The sequence below is a fragment of the Pigmentiphaga humi genome, assembly GCF_900606115.1.
GTDB lineage: Bacteria > Pseudomonadota > Gammaproteobacteria > Burkholderiales > Burkholderiaceae_B > Pigmentiphaga > Pigmentiphaga humi.
The window spans coordinates 491,502-511,385 of the sequence record NZ_UWPJ01000005.1 but is presented as its reverse complement, the minus strand read 5'-3'; the positions used below and the strand labels follow the sequence as shown (position 1 = coordinate 511,385).

16 protein-coding genes and 1 pseudogene are annotated in these 19,884 nt (G+C 67.7%); 11 read left to right on the top strand and 6 right to left on the bottom strand.

Annotated features, from left to right (window positions below):
* Positions 1 to 41: 41 nt before the first annotated feature.
* Both PIGHUM_RS02655 and PIGHUM_RS02650 read right to left on the bottom strand, forming a co-directional pair.
* Positions 42 to 1,283, bottom strand: coding sequence for an FAD-dependent monooxygenase (locus PIGHUM_RS02655; protein ID WP_160142120.1), 1,242 nt, complete (start codon positions 1,281 to 1,283; stop codon positions 42 to 44).
* A 254-nt stretch (positions 1,284 to 1,537) separates the two neighbouring features.
* Positions 1,538 to 3,016, bottom strand: a complete 1,479-nt coding sequence (locus tag PIGHUM_RS02650; protein WP_124077740.1) for a DEAD/DEAH box helicase — start codon at positions 3,014 to 3,016, stop codon at positions 1,538 to 1,540.
* A 362-nt stretch (positions 3,017 to 3,378) separates the two neighbouring features.
* On the opposite strand from PIGHUM_RS02650, the gene PIGHUM_RS02645 reads away from it, so the two are divergent.
* The 5 genes from PIGHUM_RS02645 to PIGHUM_RS02625 all read left to right on the top strand — a co-directional run bounded on the left by PIGHUM_RS02645 (position 3,379) and on the right by PIGHUM_RS02625 (position 7,984).
* On the top strand, positions 3,379 to 3,915 hold the full coding sequence (locus PIGHUM_RS02645) for a cupin domain-containing protein (RefSeq protein WP_124077682.1): 537 nt from the start codon (positions 3,379 to 3,381) through the stop codon (positions 3,913 to 3,915).
* Positions 3,916 to 4,205: 290 nt separating this feature from the next.
* A complete protein-coding gene (locus PIGHUM_RS02640; protein WP_124077681.1) occupies positions 4,206 to 5,078 on the top strand; it encodes an alpha/beta fold hydrolase in 873 nt (290 codons plus the stop codon).
* A gap of 3 nt (positions 5,079 to 5,081) precedes the next feature.
* Positions 5,082 to 5,882: an IclR family transcriptional regulator gene (locus PIGHUM_RS02635; protein WP_124077680.1), complete on the top strand. Its 801-nt coding sequence runs from the start codon at positions 5,082 to 5,084 to the stop codon at positions 5,880 to 5,882.
* 32 nt (positions 5,883 to 5,914) lie between these two features.
* Entirely contained in the window at positions 5,915 to 6,721 is an 807-nt protein-coding gene (locus PIGHUM_RS02630) for an aspartate dehydrogenase (RefSeq protein WP_124077679.1), read from the top strand.
* 258 nt (positions 6,722 to 6,979) lie between these two features.
* Complete coding sequence (locus tag PIGHUM_RS02625) at positions 6,980 to 7,984, top strand: Bug family tripartite tricarboxylate transporter substrate binding protein (protein ID WP_124077678.1); 1,005 nt, start codon at positions 6,980 to 6,982, stop codon at positions 7,982 to 7,984.
* Positions 7,985 to 8,034: 50 nt separating this feature from the next.
* Here PIGHUM_RS02625 and PIGHUM_RS02620 read toward each other — a convergent pair whose 3' ends face one another.
* Both PIGHUM_RS02620 and PIGHUM_RS02615 read right to left on the bottom strand, forming a co-directional pair.
* Entirely contained in the window at positions 8,035 to 8,172 is a 138-nt protein-coding gene (locus PIGHUM_RS02620) for a BrnA antitoxin family protein (protein WP_246012872.1), read from the bottom strand.
* A gap of 143 nt (positions 8,173 to 8,315) precedes the next feature.
* The gene (locus PIGHUM_RS02615; protein WP_246012871.1) at positions 8,316 to 9,584 is read right to left on the bottom strand and encodes an amidase; all 1,269 of its coding nucleotides are present in this window, start codon (positions 9,582 to 9,584) and stop codon (positions 8,316 to 8,318) included.
* Positions 9,585 to 9,661: 77 nt separating this feature from the next.
* Here PIGHUM_RS02615 and PIGHUM_RS02610 point away from each other — a divergent pair, with 77 nt between their 5' ends.
* Positions 9,662 to 10,561 (top strand): LysR substrate-binding domain-containing protein, encoded by a 900-nt coding sequence (locus PIGHUM_RS02610; RefSeq protein ID WP_148087253.1) that lies wholly within the window; start codon positions 9,662 to 9,664, stop codon positions 10,559 to 10,561.
* 12 nt (positions 10,562 to 10,573) lie between these two features.
* Here PIGHUM_RS02610 and PIGHUM_RS02605 read toward each other — a convergent pair whose 3' ends face one another.
* Positions 10,574 to 11,554 carry a Bug family tripartite tricarboxylate transporter substrate binding protein gene (locus tag PIGHUM_RS02605; RefSeq protein ID WP_124077675.1) on the bottom strand — a complete coding sequence of 327 codons (981 nt, stop codon included), beginning with the start codon at positions 11,552 to 11,554 and terminating at the stop codon, positions 10,574 to 10,576.
* A gap of 264 nt (positions 11,555 to 11,818) precedes the next feature.
* Between PIGHUM_RS02605 and PIGHUM_RS02600 the strand changes: the two genes are divergently transcribed.
* Both PIGHUM_RS02600 and pcaDC read left to right on the top strand, forming a co-directional pair.
* Positions 11,819 to 13,180, top strand: coding sequence for a class-II fumarase/aspartase family protein (locus PIGHUM_RS02600; protein ID WP_160142119.1), 1,362 nt, complete (start codon positions 11,819 to 11,821; stop codon positions 13,178 to 13,180).
* Between the two features lie 2 nt (positions 13,181 to 13,182).
* Entirely contained in the window at positions 13,183 to 14,361 is a 1,179-nt protein-coding gene (gene pcaDC, locus PIGHUM_RS02595) for a bifunctional 3-oxoadipate enol-lactonase/4-carboxymuconolactone decarboxylase PcaDC (protein ID WP_160142118.1), read from the top strand.
* A gap of 94 nt (positions 14,362 to 14,455) precedes the next feature.
* On the opposite strand, the gene PIGHUM_RS02590 is transcribed toward pcaDC, so the two are convergent.
* The gene (locus tag PIGHUM_RS02590) at positions 14,456 to 16,318 is read right to left on the bottom strand and encodes a PhoX family protein (protein ID WP_124077672.1); all 1,863 of its coding nucleotides are present in this window, start codon (positions 16,316 to 16,318) and stop codon (positions 14,456 to 14,458) included.
* A 270-nt stretch (positions 16,319 to 16,588) separates the two neighbouring features.
* On the opposite strand from PIGHUM_RS02590, the pseudogene PIGHUM_RS02585 reads away from it, so the two are divergent.
* From PIGHUM_RS02585 to PIGHUM_RS02575, 3 genes and pseudogenes are all read left to right on the top strand, one after another.
* A pseudogene (locus PIGHUM_RS02585) lies at positions 16,589 to 17,845 on the top strand (malic enzyme-like NAD(P)-binding protein); the annotation flags it as partial.
* 147 nt (positions 17,846 to 17,992) lie between these two features.
* Positions 17,993 to 18,955 (top strand): D-2-hydroxyacid dehydrogenase, encoded by a 963-nt coding sequence (locus tag PIGHUM_RS02580; RefSeq protein ID WP_124077670.1) that lies wholly within the window; start codon positions 17,993 to 17,995, stop codon positions 18,953 to 18,955.
* A gap of 202 nt (positions 18,956 to 19,157) precedes the next feature.
* Positions 19,158 to 19,883: a PD-(D/E)XK nuclease family transposase gene (locus tag PIGHUM_RS02575; RefSeq protein ID WP_124077669.1), complete on the top strand. Its 726-nt coding sequence runs from the start codon at positions 19,158 to 19,160 to the stop codon at positions 19,881 to 19,883.
* The last annotated feature ends 1 nt before the right edge of the window (position 19,884 follow it).

Here is a 19,884-nt window from a genome sequence, read left to right as displayed (position 1 = left end):
TTTGCGGCGCGGGCCGCAAAGGGCTTTCCGGCGTCTGGTCCTCAGGCCGCCAGCCGCGTATCCTTGCCCAGCTTGGCTTCTACTTCGGCTTCGCAGTCGTAGCCGTAGAGCCAATCCACGCGGCGCCATTTCTCCTGGCTGTCGGTCAGCGTCGCCCAGCGGAACTTCATGTCGCGAACGAACTTCTTCCACGGATCCGTCTGATGGAACATCCGGCCGGCCTCGCGCGAACCGAGTTGCACACGCGCCGTGCGCTCGGTCCGCAGATCCTGATAGGCCGCCAGCGCCGCCGCGGGATCGTGCGGCAGCCCGGCCAGACACAGCGCCAGCACGCAGCCGTCCTCGATGCTCTGGGCGCCGCCCTGCGACATGAAGGGCACCATGGGATGGGCCGCGTCGCCCAGCAGCGTCACGCGGCCCTGGGTCCATACCGGCCAGGGATCGCGGTCGTACAGCGCCCATTTGAAGACCTCGTCGGTAGCTTCGATCAAGCCCCGCACGATGGGATGCCAGCCGTCGAATTCCTTGAGCAGCTCGGCCTTGTCGCCGCGCGCGGACCACGACTCCAGGCGCCATTGGCCGGCCGGCACGATGCCTATCCAGTTGATGCGCTTGCCGGCGGAGACGTAGTAATTGACGAAATGGCGATGCGGCCCCCACCATGCGTTGACGTTCTTTTCTATGCCCAGATGGCTCGCCTTGGCGGCGTCGGCCATACCGCGCCAGGCCAGCAGCCCGGTGAAGCCGGGGTCGTGGCCTTCGAGCAGCTGGCCGCGGATCACCGAGTGCACGCCGTCGGCCCCGACCAGCACGTCGCCCTCGATCTGCTCGCCCGTCTCCAGGTTCAAGCGCACGCCGCGGGCGTCCTGTTCATGCGACGCCACGCGCGCGCCCAGCCGCACGTCGGCGCGCCCATAGGCGTCCAGCAGCGCCGTGTGCAGGTCGGCCCGGTGCACGTGGTAATAGGGCGCCCCATAGCGCTCCGCGCAGGCCTGGCCCAGCGGAAAATTGCGGATGGTGCGGCCATTGGACCAATTGCGCGACTTGGTCGCCAGCGGCGCCACCGCCACCTGGGCGAGCGTGTCGGCCAACCCCAGCCGGTGCAGCACCTTGACCGCGTTCGGGCCGAGCTGGATGCCGGCGCCGACTTCCTTGAGCACCGCGGTCTGCTCGATGACCTGGATGTCGCGGAATCCCAGTCTCTTCAAGGCCAGGGCGGTGGTCAAGCCACCGATGCCCGCGCCCGCGATCAGGATTCTTGGTTGTACTTCCGGCGCTTTCATGCGTGAATGCCTCGCTGTGGGGAACGTGGGGATAGTTCGCATTGCGAAACTAAGTTTCGCATTTAGAAAGTTTACGAGCCGGGCAAGGGCGTGTCAATGCGCAGCCGAAGCGCGGCGGTTCGGGTGGCGTAGAGAAATAACGATGAAGGAAACAGCCCCGCCGCAGGAAGCGAACGAGGGCGATGCGCCGGCCACAAACGGCCGGCGCATCGGCGGGCCCGTCCACGCGCTAGGGCATGGACAAGCGCCGGGAATCACCCGCGGGCGGTCGTCTTGGGCGTGAACAGCGCCGGCCGGCGGGCGCCGGCCGAACGCGGTTCGGCCGGCCGCGCATTGCCCTGGGCGGGCTGGCCGCCGTGGCGGGACTGGCCCGCAGGCGCGGCATTGCGGGCCTGGCCGGACGGCGTGGCGGGACGGGGGCCGCCCTGCGCACGCGCGGCGGGCTGGCCGCGACCGTTGCCGCGACCCACCGGGGCATTGCCGCTGCCGGACCGGGTGCCCTCGGCGCGCGGCGCGCCCTGGCGGCCGCCGCGCGGGGCGTGCGAACGGGGCGGGCGATCGGCGCGCTCATCGCGCTCGGGCGCCGACACCGCGAACTGCGGCAGCGGCGAGCGATCGATCTTGCGCTTGATCAGCTTTTCGATGTCGGCCAGCAGCTTGCCTTCCTCGCCATCGACCAGCGAAACGGCCGCGCCCGTCGCGCCCGCGCGGCCGGTGCGGCCGATGCGGTGCACGTAATCCTCGGGCACGTTGGGCAGCTCGAAATTCACCACTTGCGGCAACTGGTCGATGTCCAGGCCGCGCGCGGCGATGTCGGTCGCCACCAGCACTTCCACCGAACCGTCCTTGAAGCCGGCCAGCGCCTTGGTGCGCGCCGACTGGCTCTTGTTGCCGTGGATCGCGGCGGCGGGCACGCCGTCCTTGACCAGTTTCTCGGCCAGGCGGTTGGCGCCGTGCTTGGTGCGCGTGAACACCAGCACCTGCTTCCAGCCGTTGCTGCGCACCAAGTGGCTGAGCAGGTCGCGCTTCTGGTCCTTGGGCACCAGCAGCACCGTCTGCTCCACCAGTTCGGAGGCGGTATTGCGGCGCGCGACCGAGACTTCGCCCGGGTTGTTCAGCACGCCCTTGGCCAGCGCGCGGATCTCGTCCGAGAACGTGGCCGAGAACAGCAGGTTCTGCCGCTTGGCCGGCAACAGCGCGAGAATCTTGCGGATGTCGCGGATGAAGCCCATGTCCAGCATGCGGTCGGCTTCGTCGAGCACCAGGATTTCCACGCCGGACAGGTCCAGCGTCTTCTGGCCCACGTGGTCCAGCAGGCGGCCGGGCGTGGCCACCAGGATGTCCACCGGCTTTCTCAGCGCGGCGATCTGCGGATTGATGTTGACGCCGCCGAACATCACCATGGACTTGAGCGGCAGGTGCTTGCCGTAGATCTGCACCGACTCCTCGACCTGCGCGGTCAGTTCGCGCGTGGGGGTCAGGATCAGGCAGCGCGGGCGGCCCGGCTGGGCCTTGGCCGGACGGTGGGCGGACAGCAGATGCAAGAGCGGCAGCGTGAAGCCGGCGGTCTTGCCCGTGCCGGTCTGCGCCGCGGCCAGCAGGTCGCCGCCTTGCAGCACCTGCGGGATGGCTTGCGCCTGGATGGGGGTGGGATTGCTGTAGCCGGCATCGGCGATGGCGCGCAGCAACGGTTCCGCCAGACCGAGGTCGGCGAATGAAATTTCGGAAGTAATCAAAACGACTCCAACGACGGCCTGCCGCTCGGACCGAGCAACTCCAATCGAGGCTGACGTGTGGGTATAAGGGAGGCGCCTGCCGGCGCGCATGATGGGCCGAGGCGGGGTCCGGATTGGAACCGGACAGTTGCATTGTACCTGTTTAACGCATCGTGCCGGGGCGACGCACTGTTTGGACCTGGTAATAACCCTAGTGACGATTCGGCCGACTAGCAGTATATTTGCACTTGTTTCACCATTAAATCCACGTTTTACTTGTAAAACGTCCGGTGATCGACAAGCTCATTCCCCGCGGCGAGCACGGTATGCCCGCCTTCATCCGCTTTCAGCGGCGCTCGCCGCCCATGCAGGAGTACACCATGACGGATATGTCCGAACAACAGCAGATCGCCCGCAGCTGGGACCGCCCCGAAGGCGCCGATTTCGCCACCTGGATGAACTCGCGCGTCGCGCGTTTCGCCACCCGCAAGTACGACTGGGACGCCCTGAAGTTCCAGGCCGACTTCGATCCCAAGTACCGCCGCGCGCAAATGCGCTACGTCGGCACCGGCGGCACCGGCGTGGCCACCGACGCGAATACCGTGCCGTCCGAGCACTTCACTTTCTCCACCATGGTGATCCCGGCCGGCAACGAAGGCCCGCCGCACCTGCACACCGACGTCGAGGAAATCTTCTTCGTGATCCGCGGCAAGCTCAAGCTCGTCCTGGAAAAAGACGGCGAGCGCTTCGAGACCATCCTGACCGATCGCGACCTGGTGTCGGTGCCTCCGGGCGTGTACCGCGAAGAGATCAACATCGGCGACGAAGACGCGCTGATGTGTGTGATGCTGGGCGCCAAGAAGCCCATCACCCCCACTTACCCGCCCGAGCACCCCCTCGCCAAGATCAAACGGTAAGGGTGGCCCCCCCCTACGCGCTTCGCGCGCCCCCTCAAGGGGGCGAGACGAGTGGACCGGCAAAGCCGGATCCACCGCCTCCTGGGTCTGATGCGGATGTTTAGGGTGGGGCGGTTGGCGGTGCGGGTTGCCGGCTGTTAGAGAATTGTTTGGTGGCCCAGCAGTTGGCTGGCGCCATTTCCTTCAACCGATTTTTTTGACCCCGGGCGCAGCGGATCCGGCTCTGCCGGTCCGCCAGCGCCGCCCCCTTGAGGGGGCCCGCGTAAGCGGGTAGGGGTGGGCTTCTTCTTATGGATATCCTGGCTCCTGAGCCGTCGCGGGCCACGCTGGACCTGCTGGCTGAACGTTTTGCCGAGCGGTCGGTGCAGACGCCCGATGGCGCGCAGTCTTATCGCCAGGCGGGTGCGCAGACCGAGGGCGGCATGGCGATCGTGCTGCTGCATGGCATCGGCTCGGGCGCCGGGTCGTGGCTGCATGCCGCGCTGGCCTTGGCCGGACGCACGCGCGTGATCGCCTGGGACGCTCCCGGCTACGGGCAATCGGCGCCGCTGGCGCCCGAGTCGCCCGGCGCGGAAGATTATGCGCTGCGCCTGCACCAGATGCTGGATGCGCTCGGCGTAGAGCGCTGCGTGCTGGCCGGGCATTCGCTGGGCACGCTGATGGCCACCGCCTATGCCCACGGCCCGGGCAGGCAGCGCGTGCAGCGCCTGATTCTGTTGAGCCCTACCCGCGGCTACGGCAATCCGGCGCTGGCCGAGCGCCAGGAAGCGGTGCGCGCCGAGCGGCTGCGCATCCTGGAAACCGAAGGCATCGCCGGCATGGCCCGCACGCGGCCGGCCAAGATGCTGTCTTCCGAACGCGCCCCCGAGGCCCTGGCCTGGGTGCGCTGGAACATGGAGCGGCTGAACCTGGCCGGCTACCGCCAGGCCGTCCAGATGCTCTGCAATGCCGACATGGCCCGCTACGCGCCGGCCGCGATGCCGGTCGAAGTGCATTCCGGCGATGAAGACACCGTCACCATCCCGGCCAATTGCCGCGCCATCGCCGCCATGTTCGACGCGCCCTATGCGCCCATCGCCGCCGCCGGCCATGCCTGCCCCATCGAGCGCCCCGCGGCCGTCGCCGCCATTATCGAAAACGCCTACGCTTCTGCTGTGCACTGACCTATGAACGAAGCCGCCCTCAGCGAAGACGTCCCCGAGCGCTACATCGTCCCCGGCCTGGAGCGCGGCCTGCGCCTGCTCGGCCACTTCAGCCGCCAGGACCGCACGCTTTCGGCGCCGGAGTTCGCGCGCCGCATGGGCCTGCCGCGCTCGACCGTATTCCGGCTGCTGGCGACGCTGGAAACGCTGGGCTTCATCGAGAAGACCGAGGGCGGCCGCAGCTATCGCCTGGGCATGGCCGTGCTGAGCCTGGGTTTCGAGTACCTCGCCTCGCTCGAACTGACCGAGCTGGGCTCGCCGCTGCTGCAGCGGCTGCGCGACGAAATCGGCTATTCGTGCAACCTGGTGGTGCGCGACGCGCAGTCCATCGTCTATGTCGCCAAGGTGTCGGCGCCCACGCTGTTCCCCAGCGCGGTCAGCCTGGGCGCACGCCTGCCCGCGCATGCCACGGTATTGGGCCGCGTCATGCTGTCCGACCTGCGCGACGACGAGATCGCCGAGCTCTACCCGCGGGAAGAACTCGACGTGTATTCTCCGGCCACCCCGGCCACGCTGACGCAACTTCGCGCGCTGCTGGCGCAGGATCGCCTGGCCGGCCACGCCATGGGCGCCGGTTTCTACGAGCCCAGCATTACCAGCATCGCCGCCCCCGTGCGCGACCACTCCGGCCGCGTGCTGGCCGCGCTGGGCGCCGCGCTGCCTTCTTCGCGGGTCGAACAGTCGCGCGTGGCGGAATTGATCGAACGGGTGAGCGCGACCGCCGACGAACTGTCGCGCCTGCTCAATTACTCACCCAATCATTGACCGGGCGACAACCTGCCCAGGAGCAACCCCCCATGCTACGAATTTCGATGATCGGATCGGGTGCCATCGGCACCAGCGTCCTGTCTCTGCTGAAGAACGATCCCGACGTGTCCGTCGACAGCGTCATCGTTGCCGAGCATACGCTGGAGCAGGCCCGCGCCGCGATCGCCGAGATCGCGCCCAAGGCGCAGGTCGTCACCCGGCTGGACGAGGCCGGCCAGCGCCCCGACCTGCTGGTCGAATGCGCCGGCCATGGCGCGCTGCGCGCCCACGTGCTGCCCGCGCTCGAGCAGGGCATCCCGTGTGTGGTGGTGTCCATCGGCGCGCTGTCCGACGTCGAGCTGGCGCGTGAACTGGAAGCCGCCGCGGCCCGCGGCAAGACCCAGATCCAGTTGCTGTCGGGCGCCATCGGCGGCATCGACGCGCTGGCCGCGGCCAGGATCGGCGGCCTGGATTCGGTCGTGTACACGGGCAGCAAGCCTGCACTGGCCTGGAAGGACACGCCGGCCGACGGCCAGTTCGAGCTGGAAGCGCTGACCGAACCCACTGTCATCTTCGAAGGCCCGGCCGGCGAAGCCGCCCGGCTCTTCCCCAAGAACGCCAACGTCGCCGCCACCCTGTCGCTGGCCGGCGTCGGCCTGGACAAGACCCGGGTCCGCCTGATCGCCGATCCCGCCAGCAAGGAAAACGTCCACCACGTGGAAGCCAACGGCGCCTTCGGCAGCTTCGAGATCACCATGCGCGGCAAGCCGCTCGCCGCGAATCCCAAGACCTCGGCGCTGACGGTCTACAGCGTGGTACGCGCGATCGGCAACCAGGCGCACGCGATAGCTATATAAAAGGCCCCCCGTACGCGCTTACGCGCGCCCCCCAGGGGGCGGAACTGACGGACCGGCAAAGCCGGATCCGCTGTTCCCTGGGTCCAACCCCAACATGCTTCGTGAGTAAGGCTGGGGGGTCAATAGGGGCGGTGTATTTCTGGGGGAGACAGACAGGGAAGCGTTCGTTCCACGACGGGTCGTACCCAACCCACGCGGATCGCCTCGATGGCGTCCTTTTCCGCGCCAAAAGCGCAGACATTTTGGAGTTGTATCGTCATGTTGAAATTCAGTACTCGCCTGGCCGTCGGCACGCTGTTCGCCGCCGTTGCCACGGCTTCTTTCGCACAAGCTCCCGCGGCGGACGACGCCGCGGCCAAGAATGCCTTGAAGAATGGCGCGTTCCGCATCGTCGCCCCGTTCCCGCCGGGCGGTCCGGTGGACGTGCTGTCGCGCTTGCTGGGCACCGGCCTGCAGCATGAATACGGCCAGAGCGCGGTGGTCGACAACCGTCCCGGCGCCAACGGCAACATCGGCATCGACATGGTCAAGCGCGCCGCCGGCGACGGCCATACGATGCTGGTGGTGCCCGCCGGCAACATGACCATCAACCCGACGCTGATGGCCAACCTGCCGTACGACGTCGACAAGGACTTCACCGCGGTGGCGATGCTGGCGAAGGCGCCCAACGTGGTCGCCGTGTTCCCCACCGTTCCCGTCAAGAACATCCAGGAACTGATCGCGCTGACCAAGTCCAAGCCCGGCACCATGGCCTATGGCTCGCCCGGCGTGGGCAGCGGCCTGCACCTGGCCGGCGAACTGTTCAAGGAAGCCACCGGCGCCGACCTGCTGCACGTTCCCTACAAGGGCACCACGCAGGCCCTGAACGACGCCCTGGGCGGCCAGATCCAGGTCATCTTCGGCGCGCTGCCGACCCTGATGCCCCAGATCCAGTCCGGCAAGCTGCGCGCGCTGGCCCTGACCGGCAACGACCGCTCGGCCCTGATGCCCGAGATCCCCACCCTGGCCGAGGCCGGCGTGAAGGGCGTGAACGTGGTGTCGTGGTATGGCGTGTACGTGCCCAAGTCGACGCCGGCCAACGTGTCGGGCCAGCTGGCGCGGGACGTGACCAAGATCCTGAACGAGCCCGCCACCTTGCAGACGCTCAAGGCCCAGGGCCTGGATCTGTCGCCGCTGCGCCTGGAAGAGTTCCGCAAGTTCCAGGCCGACGAAACCAAGACCTGGGAAAAAGTGATCAAGGACCGCGGCATCACCGCGGGCTGATCGCCGCCGCGGGGCGTCGGCGCCGGCCCACCGGCGGCCGCGCCCCGGGCTCAGGCTTCCAGATCGACCGGGGAGTGATGCTGCAGCCAGTCGCGCAAGGCTGCATTGATGCGCGTTTGCCACCGCGGCCCGGAAGCGCGGAATGCATCCACCACGGCCGGATCGAGCCAGTGGGCAATGCTAGACATTCCTTCCACGCCGCGCAGCCTGTCCGTGGACAATCCGGTCCGACCAGCCTCTGCCATCCAGCCGTCCGCAGGCGCGGCACCGCCAGAGGTGCGCGGCCCCTCTCGGGGCGATGAACGAACGCCGATCACCGTGGCGCGGCCAGTCAGTCCCGGATGGCCAGCCCTTCGGCGAACCGGGCTGCCGCCAGCAGCTCCAGGTCCCGCCCAGGCGCGCCGATCAACTGGGCGCCCAGCGGCAGGCCGGCGGGCCCGCGGCCGATGGGTATCGACAGCGCCGGCAAGTGAAGAAACGTCCACAACGCGCCGAAGCGCGGCGACCCGGTTTCCATGCCGACTTCCGCCTCGCCGTCCGCCGCCGGATACAGCAATACGTCGGCATCGTCGAACAGATTCTCCGCATCCCGCTGGGCCGCCTGCATGGACCGCCGCAGATCCGCATACTCGGCCATCGACATGCCCGCCTCGAGATCGACCCGCTCGCGCAGGCGCGGGCTGAGCCGATCGGGATACCGCATGCGCTCGTGCGCCAGCGAATGCCGGGCTTCGAACGCCGACAGCCTGATCTGCATCGCCGCGGCGGCTTCCAGATTCGCCGGCAGGCGCCGGGTACTCACCCGGGCGCCTCCGCGTTCGAGCCCGCGGGTAAAGGCCCGCAATGCTTCGACGGTTTCCGGCCGTGCCGAATCCCATTGGCCGGATTCGCACACCGCGATCCGGGGCGCATGCAGCGCCGGCTCCGGAGCCGCGCCGAACACGACGTAGCGCGCGTCGGCGACGGTCCTGGTGAATACGCCTATCGTGTCCAGGCTCGGGCTGACGTGCTTGAGGCCGGATGAATTGATGAGGCCGTAGGATGGCTTGTAGCCGACCACGCCGCAATAGGCCGCCGGGCGGATGATCGAAGCGCCGGTCTGGCTGCCGAACGCCACGGGGACCATGCCGTCGGCCACGGCGGCGGCCGAGCCGCTGGAGGAGCCGCCCGGCGTGCGTGAGGGATCCAGCGGATGGCGCGTCGCGCACGGCGTCAGCGTGGCGAACTCGCACGTCGCCGTCTTGCCCAGGAGCACCGCGCCCGCTTCCCGCGCCATGGCGATGCACGCGGCATCCGCCCCGGGACGGTGGCCCGCATAGATGGAAGACCCGTAGGCAGTTGGAAGATCGGCGGAATCCAGGATATCTTTGGCAGCGAACGGAAGACCGCGCAGCGCCCCCCCGCCACGCCCCTTGTCGATTTCCTGCGCCAGCCTGATCGCGCGATCCGGGTCGAGATGCGCAAAAGCCTGCACCGCCGCGTCCCGCTCCGCAATGCGTTCGAGGCAGGCGCGCACCAGCGCTTCGCTGCTGAGGGAGCCATCCTCGATGGCCTGCAGCGCGGATAAAGCGGAAAGAAAATTGGGGGCTTGAATGTTCATACCAGGAAACCGCGTCAATAGGGCGGAAGGCCGGCAAGGCCGCTCCGCACAGCGAGAATAAAGTGCCACTGCTTTCCATGCGTCTGCTTCATACGTTTTCCGTCGTCGCTGAAGAGCTGCATTTCGGCCGGGCGGCGGAACGTCTCCACATGACCCAGCCTCCGCTGAGCCAACAGATCCGCCAGCTGGAGCAGATCGTCGGCGCGGAGCTCTTCCATCGGACCACGCGCTCGGTCAGCCTGACGCCCGCCGGCCGGATCCTGCAAGATCGAGCCGGGAAGATCCTGCGCGACGCCGAAGCGGCGGTGGAAGCCGTCCGCCGCGCATCCAGCGGCTCGGCCGGAAGCGTGGCGCTAGGGTTCACCGCCAGTTCCATCTATAGGGTCCTGCCCCGGCTCGTCTCCGCATTCCGGCGCCAGTATCCCGAAGTCGAACTGCGGCTCGAAGAAATGCGCCCGGAACCCATGCTCGATGCGCTGCATGCCGACAAGCTGGACGTCGCGCTGCTGCGCCCGCCGGAGAAATGCCTCGCGGATCCCCGACTGGCGCACAGCCTCATCGCCCGGGAGCAGCTGGTCGTCGCGCTTCCGGCCGCCCATGCGCTGGCACGCCTGGACCGGATATCCGTCGCGGACCTGGACGGCCTGCACATCATCGGTTTCTCGCCTGAGCAGGCGCCGTACTCGCATGGGCTCTGCCAGCGGATATTCAACATGGCGCAGGTCGTTCCCCACATCGTCCAGGAGAGCATTCTGCCCACCATGCTGGCGCTGGTGGAAGCGGGAGTGGGCGCCGCGCTGGTGCCCGCCTCGGCCCAGGCCACCTGGAGCGGCGCCCTCCACTACCGGCCGCTGGCGGGTGCCGGGGAAAACTACACCGCGCTTTACGCGGTCCGAAAACAGGACATGCGCAACCCGGCGGCGGAGAAGTTCATCGCCATGGCCGGCACGCCGGAAATCACGCCGCACGAACCCTAGCGCCCGCACCGTCTATTGGGCAGTGATCTTGGCCGCGCGGATCACCTTCTCCCATTTCTTGTTTTCGGCGCCGATGAAGCTCGCGAAGGCGTCGGGCGTATCGCCCACGACGCGCGCGCCCATGTCTTCGAGCTTTTTCCTGATGTCGGGCTGCCCGAGCACCTGGCGCACGGCGCCGTTGAGCTTCTCGACGACCGGCTGCGGCGTGCCGGCGGGCGCGACCAGTCCGTACCAGTTGGTGAACTCATAGCCCGGCACGCCGGCTTCGGCCACGGTGGGCACATCCGGCAGAAGCGGAGAGCGTTCGCTGCCCAGTATCGCAAGCGCGCGCAGCCGGCCGTCGCGCACGTACGGCAGCGCCTGGAGCAGGCTGTCGAACGAAGCCGACACCTGCCCGCCGATCAGGTCCGACAGGCTCTGGCCGCTGCCCTTGTAGGGCACGTGCGTCAGCTTGGTGCCGGCCAGGCTGTCGAACAGTTCGCCGGCCAGGTGCGGCCCGCCGCCTATGCCCGACGACGAGTACGTGAGATGGCCCGGGCGCGATTTCGCCAGGTCGATGAACTCGCGCAGCGTCTTTGCCGGCACGGAAGGATGCACCAGCAGCGCGAACTGCACCTCCACCACCTTGCTCACCGGTTTGAGGTCGCGCTGGACGTCGACGCGCATCGAATACAGATAGGGGTTGACGGCAAGATTGCCCATCGTCGCCATCAGGGTGGTGTAGCCGTCGGGCGCGGCCTTCGCCACGTTCTCGGTGCCGATGACGCCGCCCGCTCCCGCCCGGTTCTCGACGACGACGGACTGCCCGAGCAATTCGGCCATGCGGGGGGCCACCAGCCGGGCGACGATATCCGTTCCTCCGGCCGGCGCAAACGCGACGACCATGCGGATCGGCTTGTCGGGATAGTTCTCGGCGCTCGCGGAGCCGGCGACTGCGGCAGCCGCGAACGCCCAGGCTAGATGACGGAACGGGAAAGGACGGCTCTTGTGCATTGCATTGCTTCCACGGACAGAGTGAGGGGCCGGGTGCCGGAGGCGCCCGGACGACGCTTGCACTCTAGTTGCCGCAGGCACGTGCGTCCAATTCGAAAACGCACCGCGATTGAGTCGCAAGGGAAATCAATCGCAACGGCGCGAATCAAAGCAGGCCATGGTCCCGCGCGCGACGCATGGGCAATTCGCCTCCCCTGCCATGCTATCGTCTCACCCATTCCCAAACGCTCCCTCCGCGGCGGCGCCTGCCGCCGCAGCCCTGCCATGGACGCTCTCAACGCCTTCTTCTCTACCCCGGCGATCCGGGCCATCTGGACCGACGAAGCGGTCATCGCCGCGATGGTCCGCTTCGAGGCCGAACTGGCCGCCGCCCAGCGCGACTGCAATGTGATTCCCGCCGAGGCGGCCGCGGTCATCATCGACACGTGCTCCACGTTCACCATCGCGCCGGCCAGGCTGGCCAGCGACGCGCGCGTGGCCGGCACCCTGGCGATCCCGCTGGTCAAGGCGCTCAAGAGCGCGGTCTCCGGGCGAGACGAGCGGGCGGCCGCCTACGTCCACTACGGCTCGACCAGCCAGGACATCGCCGATACCGCCACGGTCTTGCTGGCGCGGCAATCGCTCGGCCTGCTGCTGGACGAACTGGTGCGGCTGGGCGATGCGCTGGCCGGGCAGGTCGAGGCGCACCGCCGCACGCCGCTGCTCGGACGCACGCTGATCCAGCCGGCCGCGCCGGTCACCTTCGGCTGGAAGGCAGCGGGCTGGCTCGATGCCGCGGGCCGCTGCGCGGTGGCGCTGCGCCGCGCCGCCGACGAAGCCTGCACATTGCAATTCGGCGGCGCCAACGGCACGCTGGCGGCGCACTACGGCGAAGGCCAGCGCGTGGCGCGCGAGCTGGCTCGGCGCCTGGGCCTGGCAGTGCCGGCGATTTCCTGGCAGGGCGGGCGCGACCGCCTGGCGCGGCTGGGCGGCGAACTGGCCATCCTGTGCGGCGCGCTGGGCAAGATCGGCCGCGACATCTCCCTGCTGATGCAGGTCGAGGTGGCCGAAGCCTTCGAACCCGCCGGCGAGGGCCGCGGCGGCTCGTCGGCCATGCCGCACAAACGCAATCCGGTTTCCAGCATGTACCTGCTCGACGCCGCTTACCGCGCGCCCGCGCTGGCCGGCATCCTGGCCGGCGAACTGCCGTCCGAGCACGAGCGGGGCCTGGGCAGCTGGCCCAATTCGCAACCGGTGCTGGCCGACCTGTTCAGCCTGGCGGCCAGCAGCATCGCCGCCGCGGTCGACATCGCCGAAGGCGTGCGCGTCGATGCGCAGGCCATGCAGGACAACATCGACAGGCTCTACGGCGTGGTCTATTCGGAGGGTATTTCGCTCAAGCTGTCGGCACTGCTCGGGCCTGCCGCCGCCCAGCGCATCGTCGGCCAGGTGTGCGAGCAGGCCATCGCGCAGCGCACGCCGGTGGCCGGCCTGCTGAAGAAAATTCCGGAAGTCGCTGCCGTGCTGGACGCGGACGACATCGACGTACTGGCCGGACCGCAGCCGCAGATCGCGGCATGCCAGCCGATGTGCAGCGCCGTGCTCTACCAGTGGCAGGAACAGAAAACGCTCATCAAGGAGGATTGACCATGCCCCACGTTGTCAGCGGCGACGCCCGCATCTACTGGCGCAGCGACGGCGACGAGAACCTGCCGGCGCTGGTCCTCGGCAACTCCATCGGCACCGATTTCTCGGTGTGGGACGACGTCCTGCCCCGCCTGATGCGGCACTTCCGCGTGATCCGCTACGACGCGCGCGGCCACGGCGCATCCGATGCGCCGGCCGGCGACTACACGCTCGAACAGCTGGGCGCGGACCTGGACGCGGTCGCCACCGCCGCCGGCGCCGAGACCTTCGACTACGCCGGCGTCTCGCTCGGCGGCATGGTGGGCATGTGGTACGGCATCAACAAGCCCGGCCGCCTGCGCCGCCTGGTGTTGTGCAACACGTCCTGCCAGATGGACCCGCAGGCCTGGCAGACCCGCATCGACACGGTGCGCGCCAACGGCATGGCCAGCATCGTCGACATGGCGATGGGCCGCTTCTTCACGCCCGAGTACGTCCAGCGCAACAGCATCGCGTTCCAGCGCGTGCGCAATACCTTCCTGCAGGTGTCCGCGGTGGGCTATACCGGCTGCTGCGCCGCCATCCGCGACATGGACGTGGCCGACAGCCTGCACCGCATCGGCGTCCCCACGCTGGTGCTCACCGGCGCGCGCGACGTGTCCACGCCGCCGGCCGCCGGCGAGCTCATCGCCAGCCGCATTCCCGGCGCCGGCACGCAGATGCTGCCGGCGGCCCACATTGCCGCCAGCGAAGTCCCGCTGCAGTTCTGCGACACGCTGATCGCCTTCCTGACCGAACCGCCCGTCGTCACCGAGCAGGACCGCTACGACTACGGCATGGCCCGCCGCCGCCAGGTGCTGGGCGCCGACTACGTCGATGCGCGCACCGCCGCGGTCACGCCGTTCACGCAGCGCTTCCAGGCCTTCATCACGCGCTACGCATGGGGCGAGGTCTGGACCTCCAGCCGCTTCGAAGACACCACCCGCCGCATCGCCGTGCTGTCGATGATGCTGGCGCTGGGCCGCTGGGAAGAATTCGAACTGCACGTAGGCGCCGCCCTGCGCGCCGGCATCGAACCCGCGGTCATCGAAGAAACCCTGGTCCAGGCCGCGATCTATTGCGGCGTCCCCTCCGCCAACACCGGCTTCCAACTAGCCGGCAAGCTCATCGAAAAACACCGCGCTCAAGCCAACCAGTCCTGATTAAGCGAATGTTTCGACCCAGGGCACAGCGGATCCGGCTCCGCCGGTCCGCCAGTGCCGCCCCCTGGCGTAAGCGCGCAGGGGGGTCAACGCCTCAAGCGCCGACGGGCTTCCCGTCCTTCCGGCGCACCACCACCGTGGCCGAGCGCGCGTCGCCGCCGCCCGAACGCACCGTGTTCCACGTCTTGTCGGGGTGCTGGATGTTGATGAAGAACGTGGTCAGGTCCGGCGTGTAGGCGATGCCGGTGATTTCGCAGCCGAGCGGCCCCACCAGGAAGCGCTTGGATTCGCCGGTTTCCTGGTCGACGTAGTACATCGAGTTGTTGCCGAAGGTCTTCACGTACGAATTGTTCGGGTTCGTGTCGCCCATGTCGGTCTGGACCCACAGACGGCCCTTGGGATCGACGCGGATACCGTCGGGGCACGAGAATTCGTCGCCCTTGATGTCGCCCGTCACGTTGGCCGCCGCGCCATCTTCCTTGTCCTGGCCCGCCAGCAGCAGCAGGTCCCACGTGAAGGTGGTGGCCAGCGGCGAATCGTTGGCCTCGTTCCAGCGGATGATGTGGCCGTGCGGATTGCTGGCGCGGGGATTGGAAGCGCTGGTGCGCCTGCGGCTGCCGTTGTTGGTCAGCGTACAGTAGACCGTGTTGTCCACGCCCACCGTAATCCACTCGGGACGGTCCATCAGCGTGGCGCCGGCCACGCGCGCGGCCTTCTGCGTGTCGATCAGCACGTCGGCCTGGGTGTTGAAGTCGACCAGCGTACCCTTGATGACCTCGCCCGTGGCGACCTGCGTGTAGTTGCCCGGATCGGTGGCGCCGGCCGTCAGGTTGTTCTTGCCCACGGTCAGTTCCACCCAGTTGCCCGAGCCGTCGTCGTTGAAGCGGGCCGCGTACAGGGTGCCTTCGTCCAGCAGGCCCATGTTGTTGGCGCGCTTGGCCGGGTCGTAGGCCTTGGTGGGCACGAACTTGTAGATGCAGCCCGGCGTGCTGTCGTCGCCCATGTAGAACGCCACGCGGTTGTTGTCATCGACCATGTACGCCGTGTTCTCGTGGCTGAAGCGTCCCATGGCGGTGCGCTTGACCGCGGTCGAGGACGGTTCGTAGGGATCGATTTCCACGACCCAGCCATAGCCCTTCGCGTCCTGGGTGGTGTCCCAGTAGTTGTTGGTGGTTTCTTCGCAGGTCAGGTAGGTGCCCCACGGGGTATTGCCGCTGGCGCAGTTGTTCAGCGTACCCACCACGGTCCGGCCCACGGCCGAGGCGGCCGGACCGCCCACGTTGTAGACGGTATTGCCGGAATAGCGCTTGTTGTAGCGGGAACCCTGCTTGACCGACCAGGTGCCGTTGTCGGCACGGGCGATCTCGATCACCGACACGCCCACGTTCGACAGGTTGGTCCGGGTCGCCTCGACGCCGAGGTTCAGGGTGGCGGCGTCCACGTTCTCGTGGTTGAGCACCAGCAGCCCGCCCTTGTTCTGATCGACGCCGTCCAGCGGATAGAAGTGCATGCCGTCGTGCTGGCCGCCGGCCTGGGTTTCGGTCGCGGGGAAGGACTGCGCCACGCCGGCATAGCCTACCGAGCCGGCAACGCACTTGTCGCCGGCCGAGTACAGCACCTCGGCCACGTAGCCTTCCGGCACCGTGACGGTGTCGGCGACGGTCTTGCCGGGCAACGGCTTGAAGGTGACGGAGTAGTCGGGGCCGGCAGGCGGGGGCGTGGTGCCGCCACCGCCATCCCCGCCGTCGCCGGCCGGGGCTTCCGCGCCGCTGCCGCCACAGGCGGCCAGCGACGTGACGCCGAACACCGACAGCAGCGACATGCCGACGCTGTTCTTCAGCAGGGTCCGGCGCGCGGGATTGGCGGCGACGATTTCGTCGAGCATCTGCCCGGGAACGGTCAATTCGCCTTCGGCCTGGCGATAGGGAGCACGCAGTTTGTCAGTCAAGTAAGACATTCCAACCTCTTGATAGAGTACGGTCATTAAGCTGTTAGTCAGCGAAACGAGCGAGAGGTTAGAGGGGCTGCATGACACCCGGATTACGCGGAGCGGTTGCCCGAGTGCAACGATATCCGGTCCATCCCTTTAAGATAGCGTCTCGATCCCGGCCAATCTCTCGTATTCTTTTCGATTGGCCTGCGCGGCCTTGCAGTGCAGCGTGACATCTGCACCCATGCGCCTACAATAATTGTTCCACGTGCTAACTAGTGTTTTAAAGATAAAACAATGGATGCTTCGCTTGTCGACCAGGCACTCGCCTACCACCAGTCTCCCGTTCCCGGAAAGATCGCCGTCGTTCCCACCAAGCCCCTGGACAACCAGGACGATCTGTCCCTGGCCTACTCTCCCGGTGTAGCTGCCGCCTGCGAAGCCATCGCCAACGAACAACAATCGGTGCGCCTGTACACCTCGCGCTCCAACCTGGTTGCCGTGATTTCCAACGGCACCGCGGTGCTGGGCCTGGGCAACATCGGCCCCTACGCGGCCAAGCCCGTGATGGAAGGCAAGGCCTGCCTGTTCCAGAAGTTCGCCGGCATCAACGTGTTCGACCTGGAGCTGGCCGAGAACGACCCCGACAAGCTGGTCGATGCCATCGCCATGATGGAACCCACCTTCGGCGGCATCAATCTCGAAGACATCAAGGCGCCCGAGTGTTTCTACATCGAGCGCAAGCTGACCGAGCGCATGTCGATCCCCGTCTTCCACGACGACCAGCACGGCACCGCCATCGTCGCCTCGGCCGGCATCGTCAACGGCCTGAAGCTGGCCGAGAAGACCATCGACCAGGTCAAGCTGGTCTGCTCCGGCGCCGGCGCCGCGGCCATCGCGTGCCTGGACCTGCTGGTGCGCCAGGGCATGAAGAAAGAAAACATCCTGCTGGTCGACTCCAAGGGCGTGGTGTTCGAAGGCCGCGATGCGTCGATGGAATTCAACAAGTCGCGCTATGCCACCACCGGCACGGCCCGCTCGCTGGCCGATGCGGTCAAGGACTCGGACGTGTTCCTGGGCTGCTCGGCCGCCGGCCTGCTGACGCCGGAGATGGTCGCCACCATGGCGCTGCGGCCGCTGATCCTGGCGCTGGCCAATCCCGAGCCCGAGATCCGCCCGGAACTGGCCAAGGCCGTGCGCTCCGACGCCATCATCGCCACCGGCCGTTCGGACTACCCCAACCAGGTCAACAACGTGCTGTGCTTCCCGTTCCTGTTCCGCGGCGCGCTCGACGTCGATGCCATGCGCATCACCGACGAGATGAAGCTGGCTTGCGTGAACGCGCTGGCCGAGCTGGCCCGCAAGCCGGTGCATCCGGAAGCCGCCAAGGCCCATCCGAACCGCAAGCTCGAATTCGGCCCTGACTACATCATTCCGACGCCTTTCGATCCGCGCCTGATCAGCGAGCTGGCCTCGGCCGTGGCGCTGGCCGCCATGGATTCCGGCGTGGCGCGCCGCCCGATCAGCGACATCGACGCCTATCGTGCTTCGCTGACGAAGTAATCGTCCCAGGCGCCCGGCATCGCTTCAAAGTGGATGCATTTTTGATGGGCGCGGCAGGATCAGGCACAATGCGGTGCGTGGGCGGCCCCTGCTGCCCGCCGCGCGGATCAACCGCGCGCCGTCGAGCCGGAGCTTGCCATGCTTGAGCAGCACAAGATCGTATTCCTGGACCGGGCCAGCCTGCAGGCCGCCATCCGGCCGCCCGCCTTCGCGCACGCATGGGTGGACCATGAGATCACCTCGCGCGACGAAGTGGTGGATCGCCTTCAAAATGCATCCATTGCCGTCACCAACAAGGTGCCGCTGCGCCGCGCCGAACTGGACCGGCTGCCGCAATTGAAGATGATCGCCGTGGCGGCGACGGGCACCGACATCATCGATCTGGCGGCCTGCCAGGAACGCGGCATCGTCGTCTCGAACATCCGCAACTACGCCACCGCCTCGCTGCCGGAACACACTTTCGCGCTCATCCTGGCGCTGCGCAGGAATCTGCGCGCCTACGCCGCCGACGTCGAGGCCGGCAAATGGCAGCGCTCGCAGCAGTTCTGTTTTCTCGACCATCCCATACGCGACCTGGCCGGCAGCCGGCTGGGCATCGTCGGCTATGGCGCCCTCGGCCGCTCGGTGGCTGCGCTGGGCCGCGCCTTCGGCATGGAGATCTGCGTGGCCAGCCGCTCTCCGGTCGACGAGCCTGGCGTCGTGAACCTGCCCTTGCCCGAACTGCTGCGCACCTCGGACGTCGTCACGCTGCACCTGCCCCTGGGCCCGGCCACGCGCGACATGATCGGCCGCGCGGAACTCGCCTCCATGAAACCTACCGCGCTGCTGATCAACACCGCGCGCGGCGGGCTGGTCAACGAAACGGCGCTGGCCGACGCCCTGCGCGACGGCACCATCGCCGGCGCCGGCTTCGACGTGCTGGACGGCGAACCGCCCCGCGACGACAACCCGCTGCTGCACGTCAAGCAGCCCAATTTCATCCTGACGCCGCACGTGGCCTGGGCCAGCCAGGAAGCCATGCAGACCCTGGCCGACCAGCTGGTGGACAACCTGGAAGCCTTCGTGGCGGGGCAGCCGCGCAACATGGTGCTGCCCAAGTAGCGCGCGGTCTCATCCGGCCGGTATTACGGCCCGGAAGACCGGATCGCGCACGATGCGTAGTAGCCCGCTCGGGCAAAGCGATGCGCTTGCCGTCTTGGACGGTGACGGCAGGAACTAAGGTGGACTCCCTTTTCTTCGAAGCGAGTTCTCCCATGCTGCCTTCCCACGGTATCTCCCCCATCCGGCCGCATGCTGCCCTGTCGTGCTTGTCCGGGCTGTCGGAACCCGACACGCCTTACGATGCTTCCGCAACCCCTGCCCGGCCACGCATCGGCCCGCCCGCAGCGCCTACTACCTGGCCCGGGCGTTGTCAGGTCAGATCGAACGCGGCCACGATTACCTCGCCCTCAAGCCCACCATCGCCATCCACTTCCTCGTCCAGGACCTGCTGGGCGATCCGGGCCAGGCCGATTGGCGCTTCGAGCTGCGCGACCAGCGCCAACCCGCGGTGCGGCTGGGAGAGACGCTGCAGCTGCATATAATCGAACTGCGCAAGGCCGAACGGCTCGGCCGCCTGCCGCCGGCCCTGTCGGCATGGGTTGCGTGCCTGCAGCACGCCCAGGAGGAAGCCCGGATGAAAGACATCACCCACGAACCCGTTCATGAAGCGCTGGGCCGGCTCAAGGTGCTCACCATGGACGAGGACGCTCGCTGGCGGGCGTTCGCCCGCGAAAAGGCGATTGCCGATGAGGCCGCCGCGCTGGCTTATGCCACGCGCACCGGGATGGAGCAGGGGCTGGAAAAAGGCCGCCTGGAAGGCGAGGCTCGTCTTCTGGAAAACCTCCTGTCCCGCAAGTTCGGAGCGCTGCCCGATGCCACGCGTGAACGACTACGTGCCGCCACGGCCGCGCAATTGGAGACCTGGGCGCTGAACCTGCTCGAAGCCGGCACGCTCGGCGAGGTATTCCGCCCAGGCGCCTCGGCCTGAA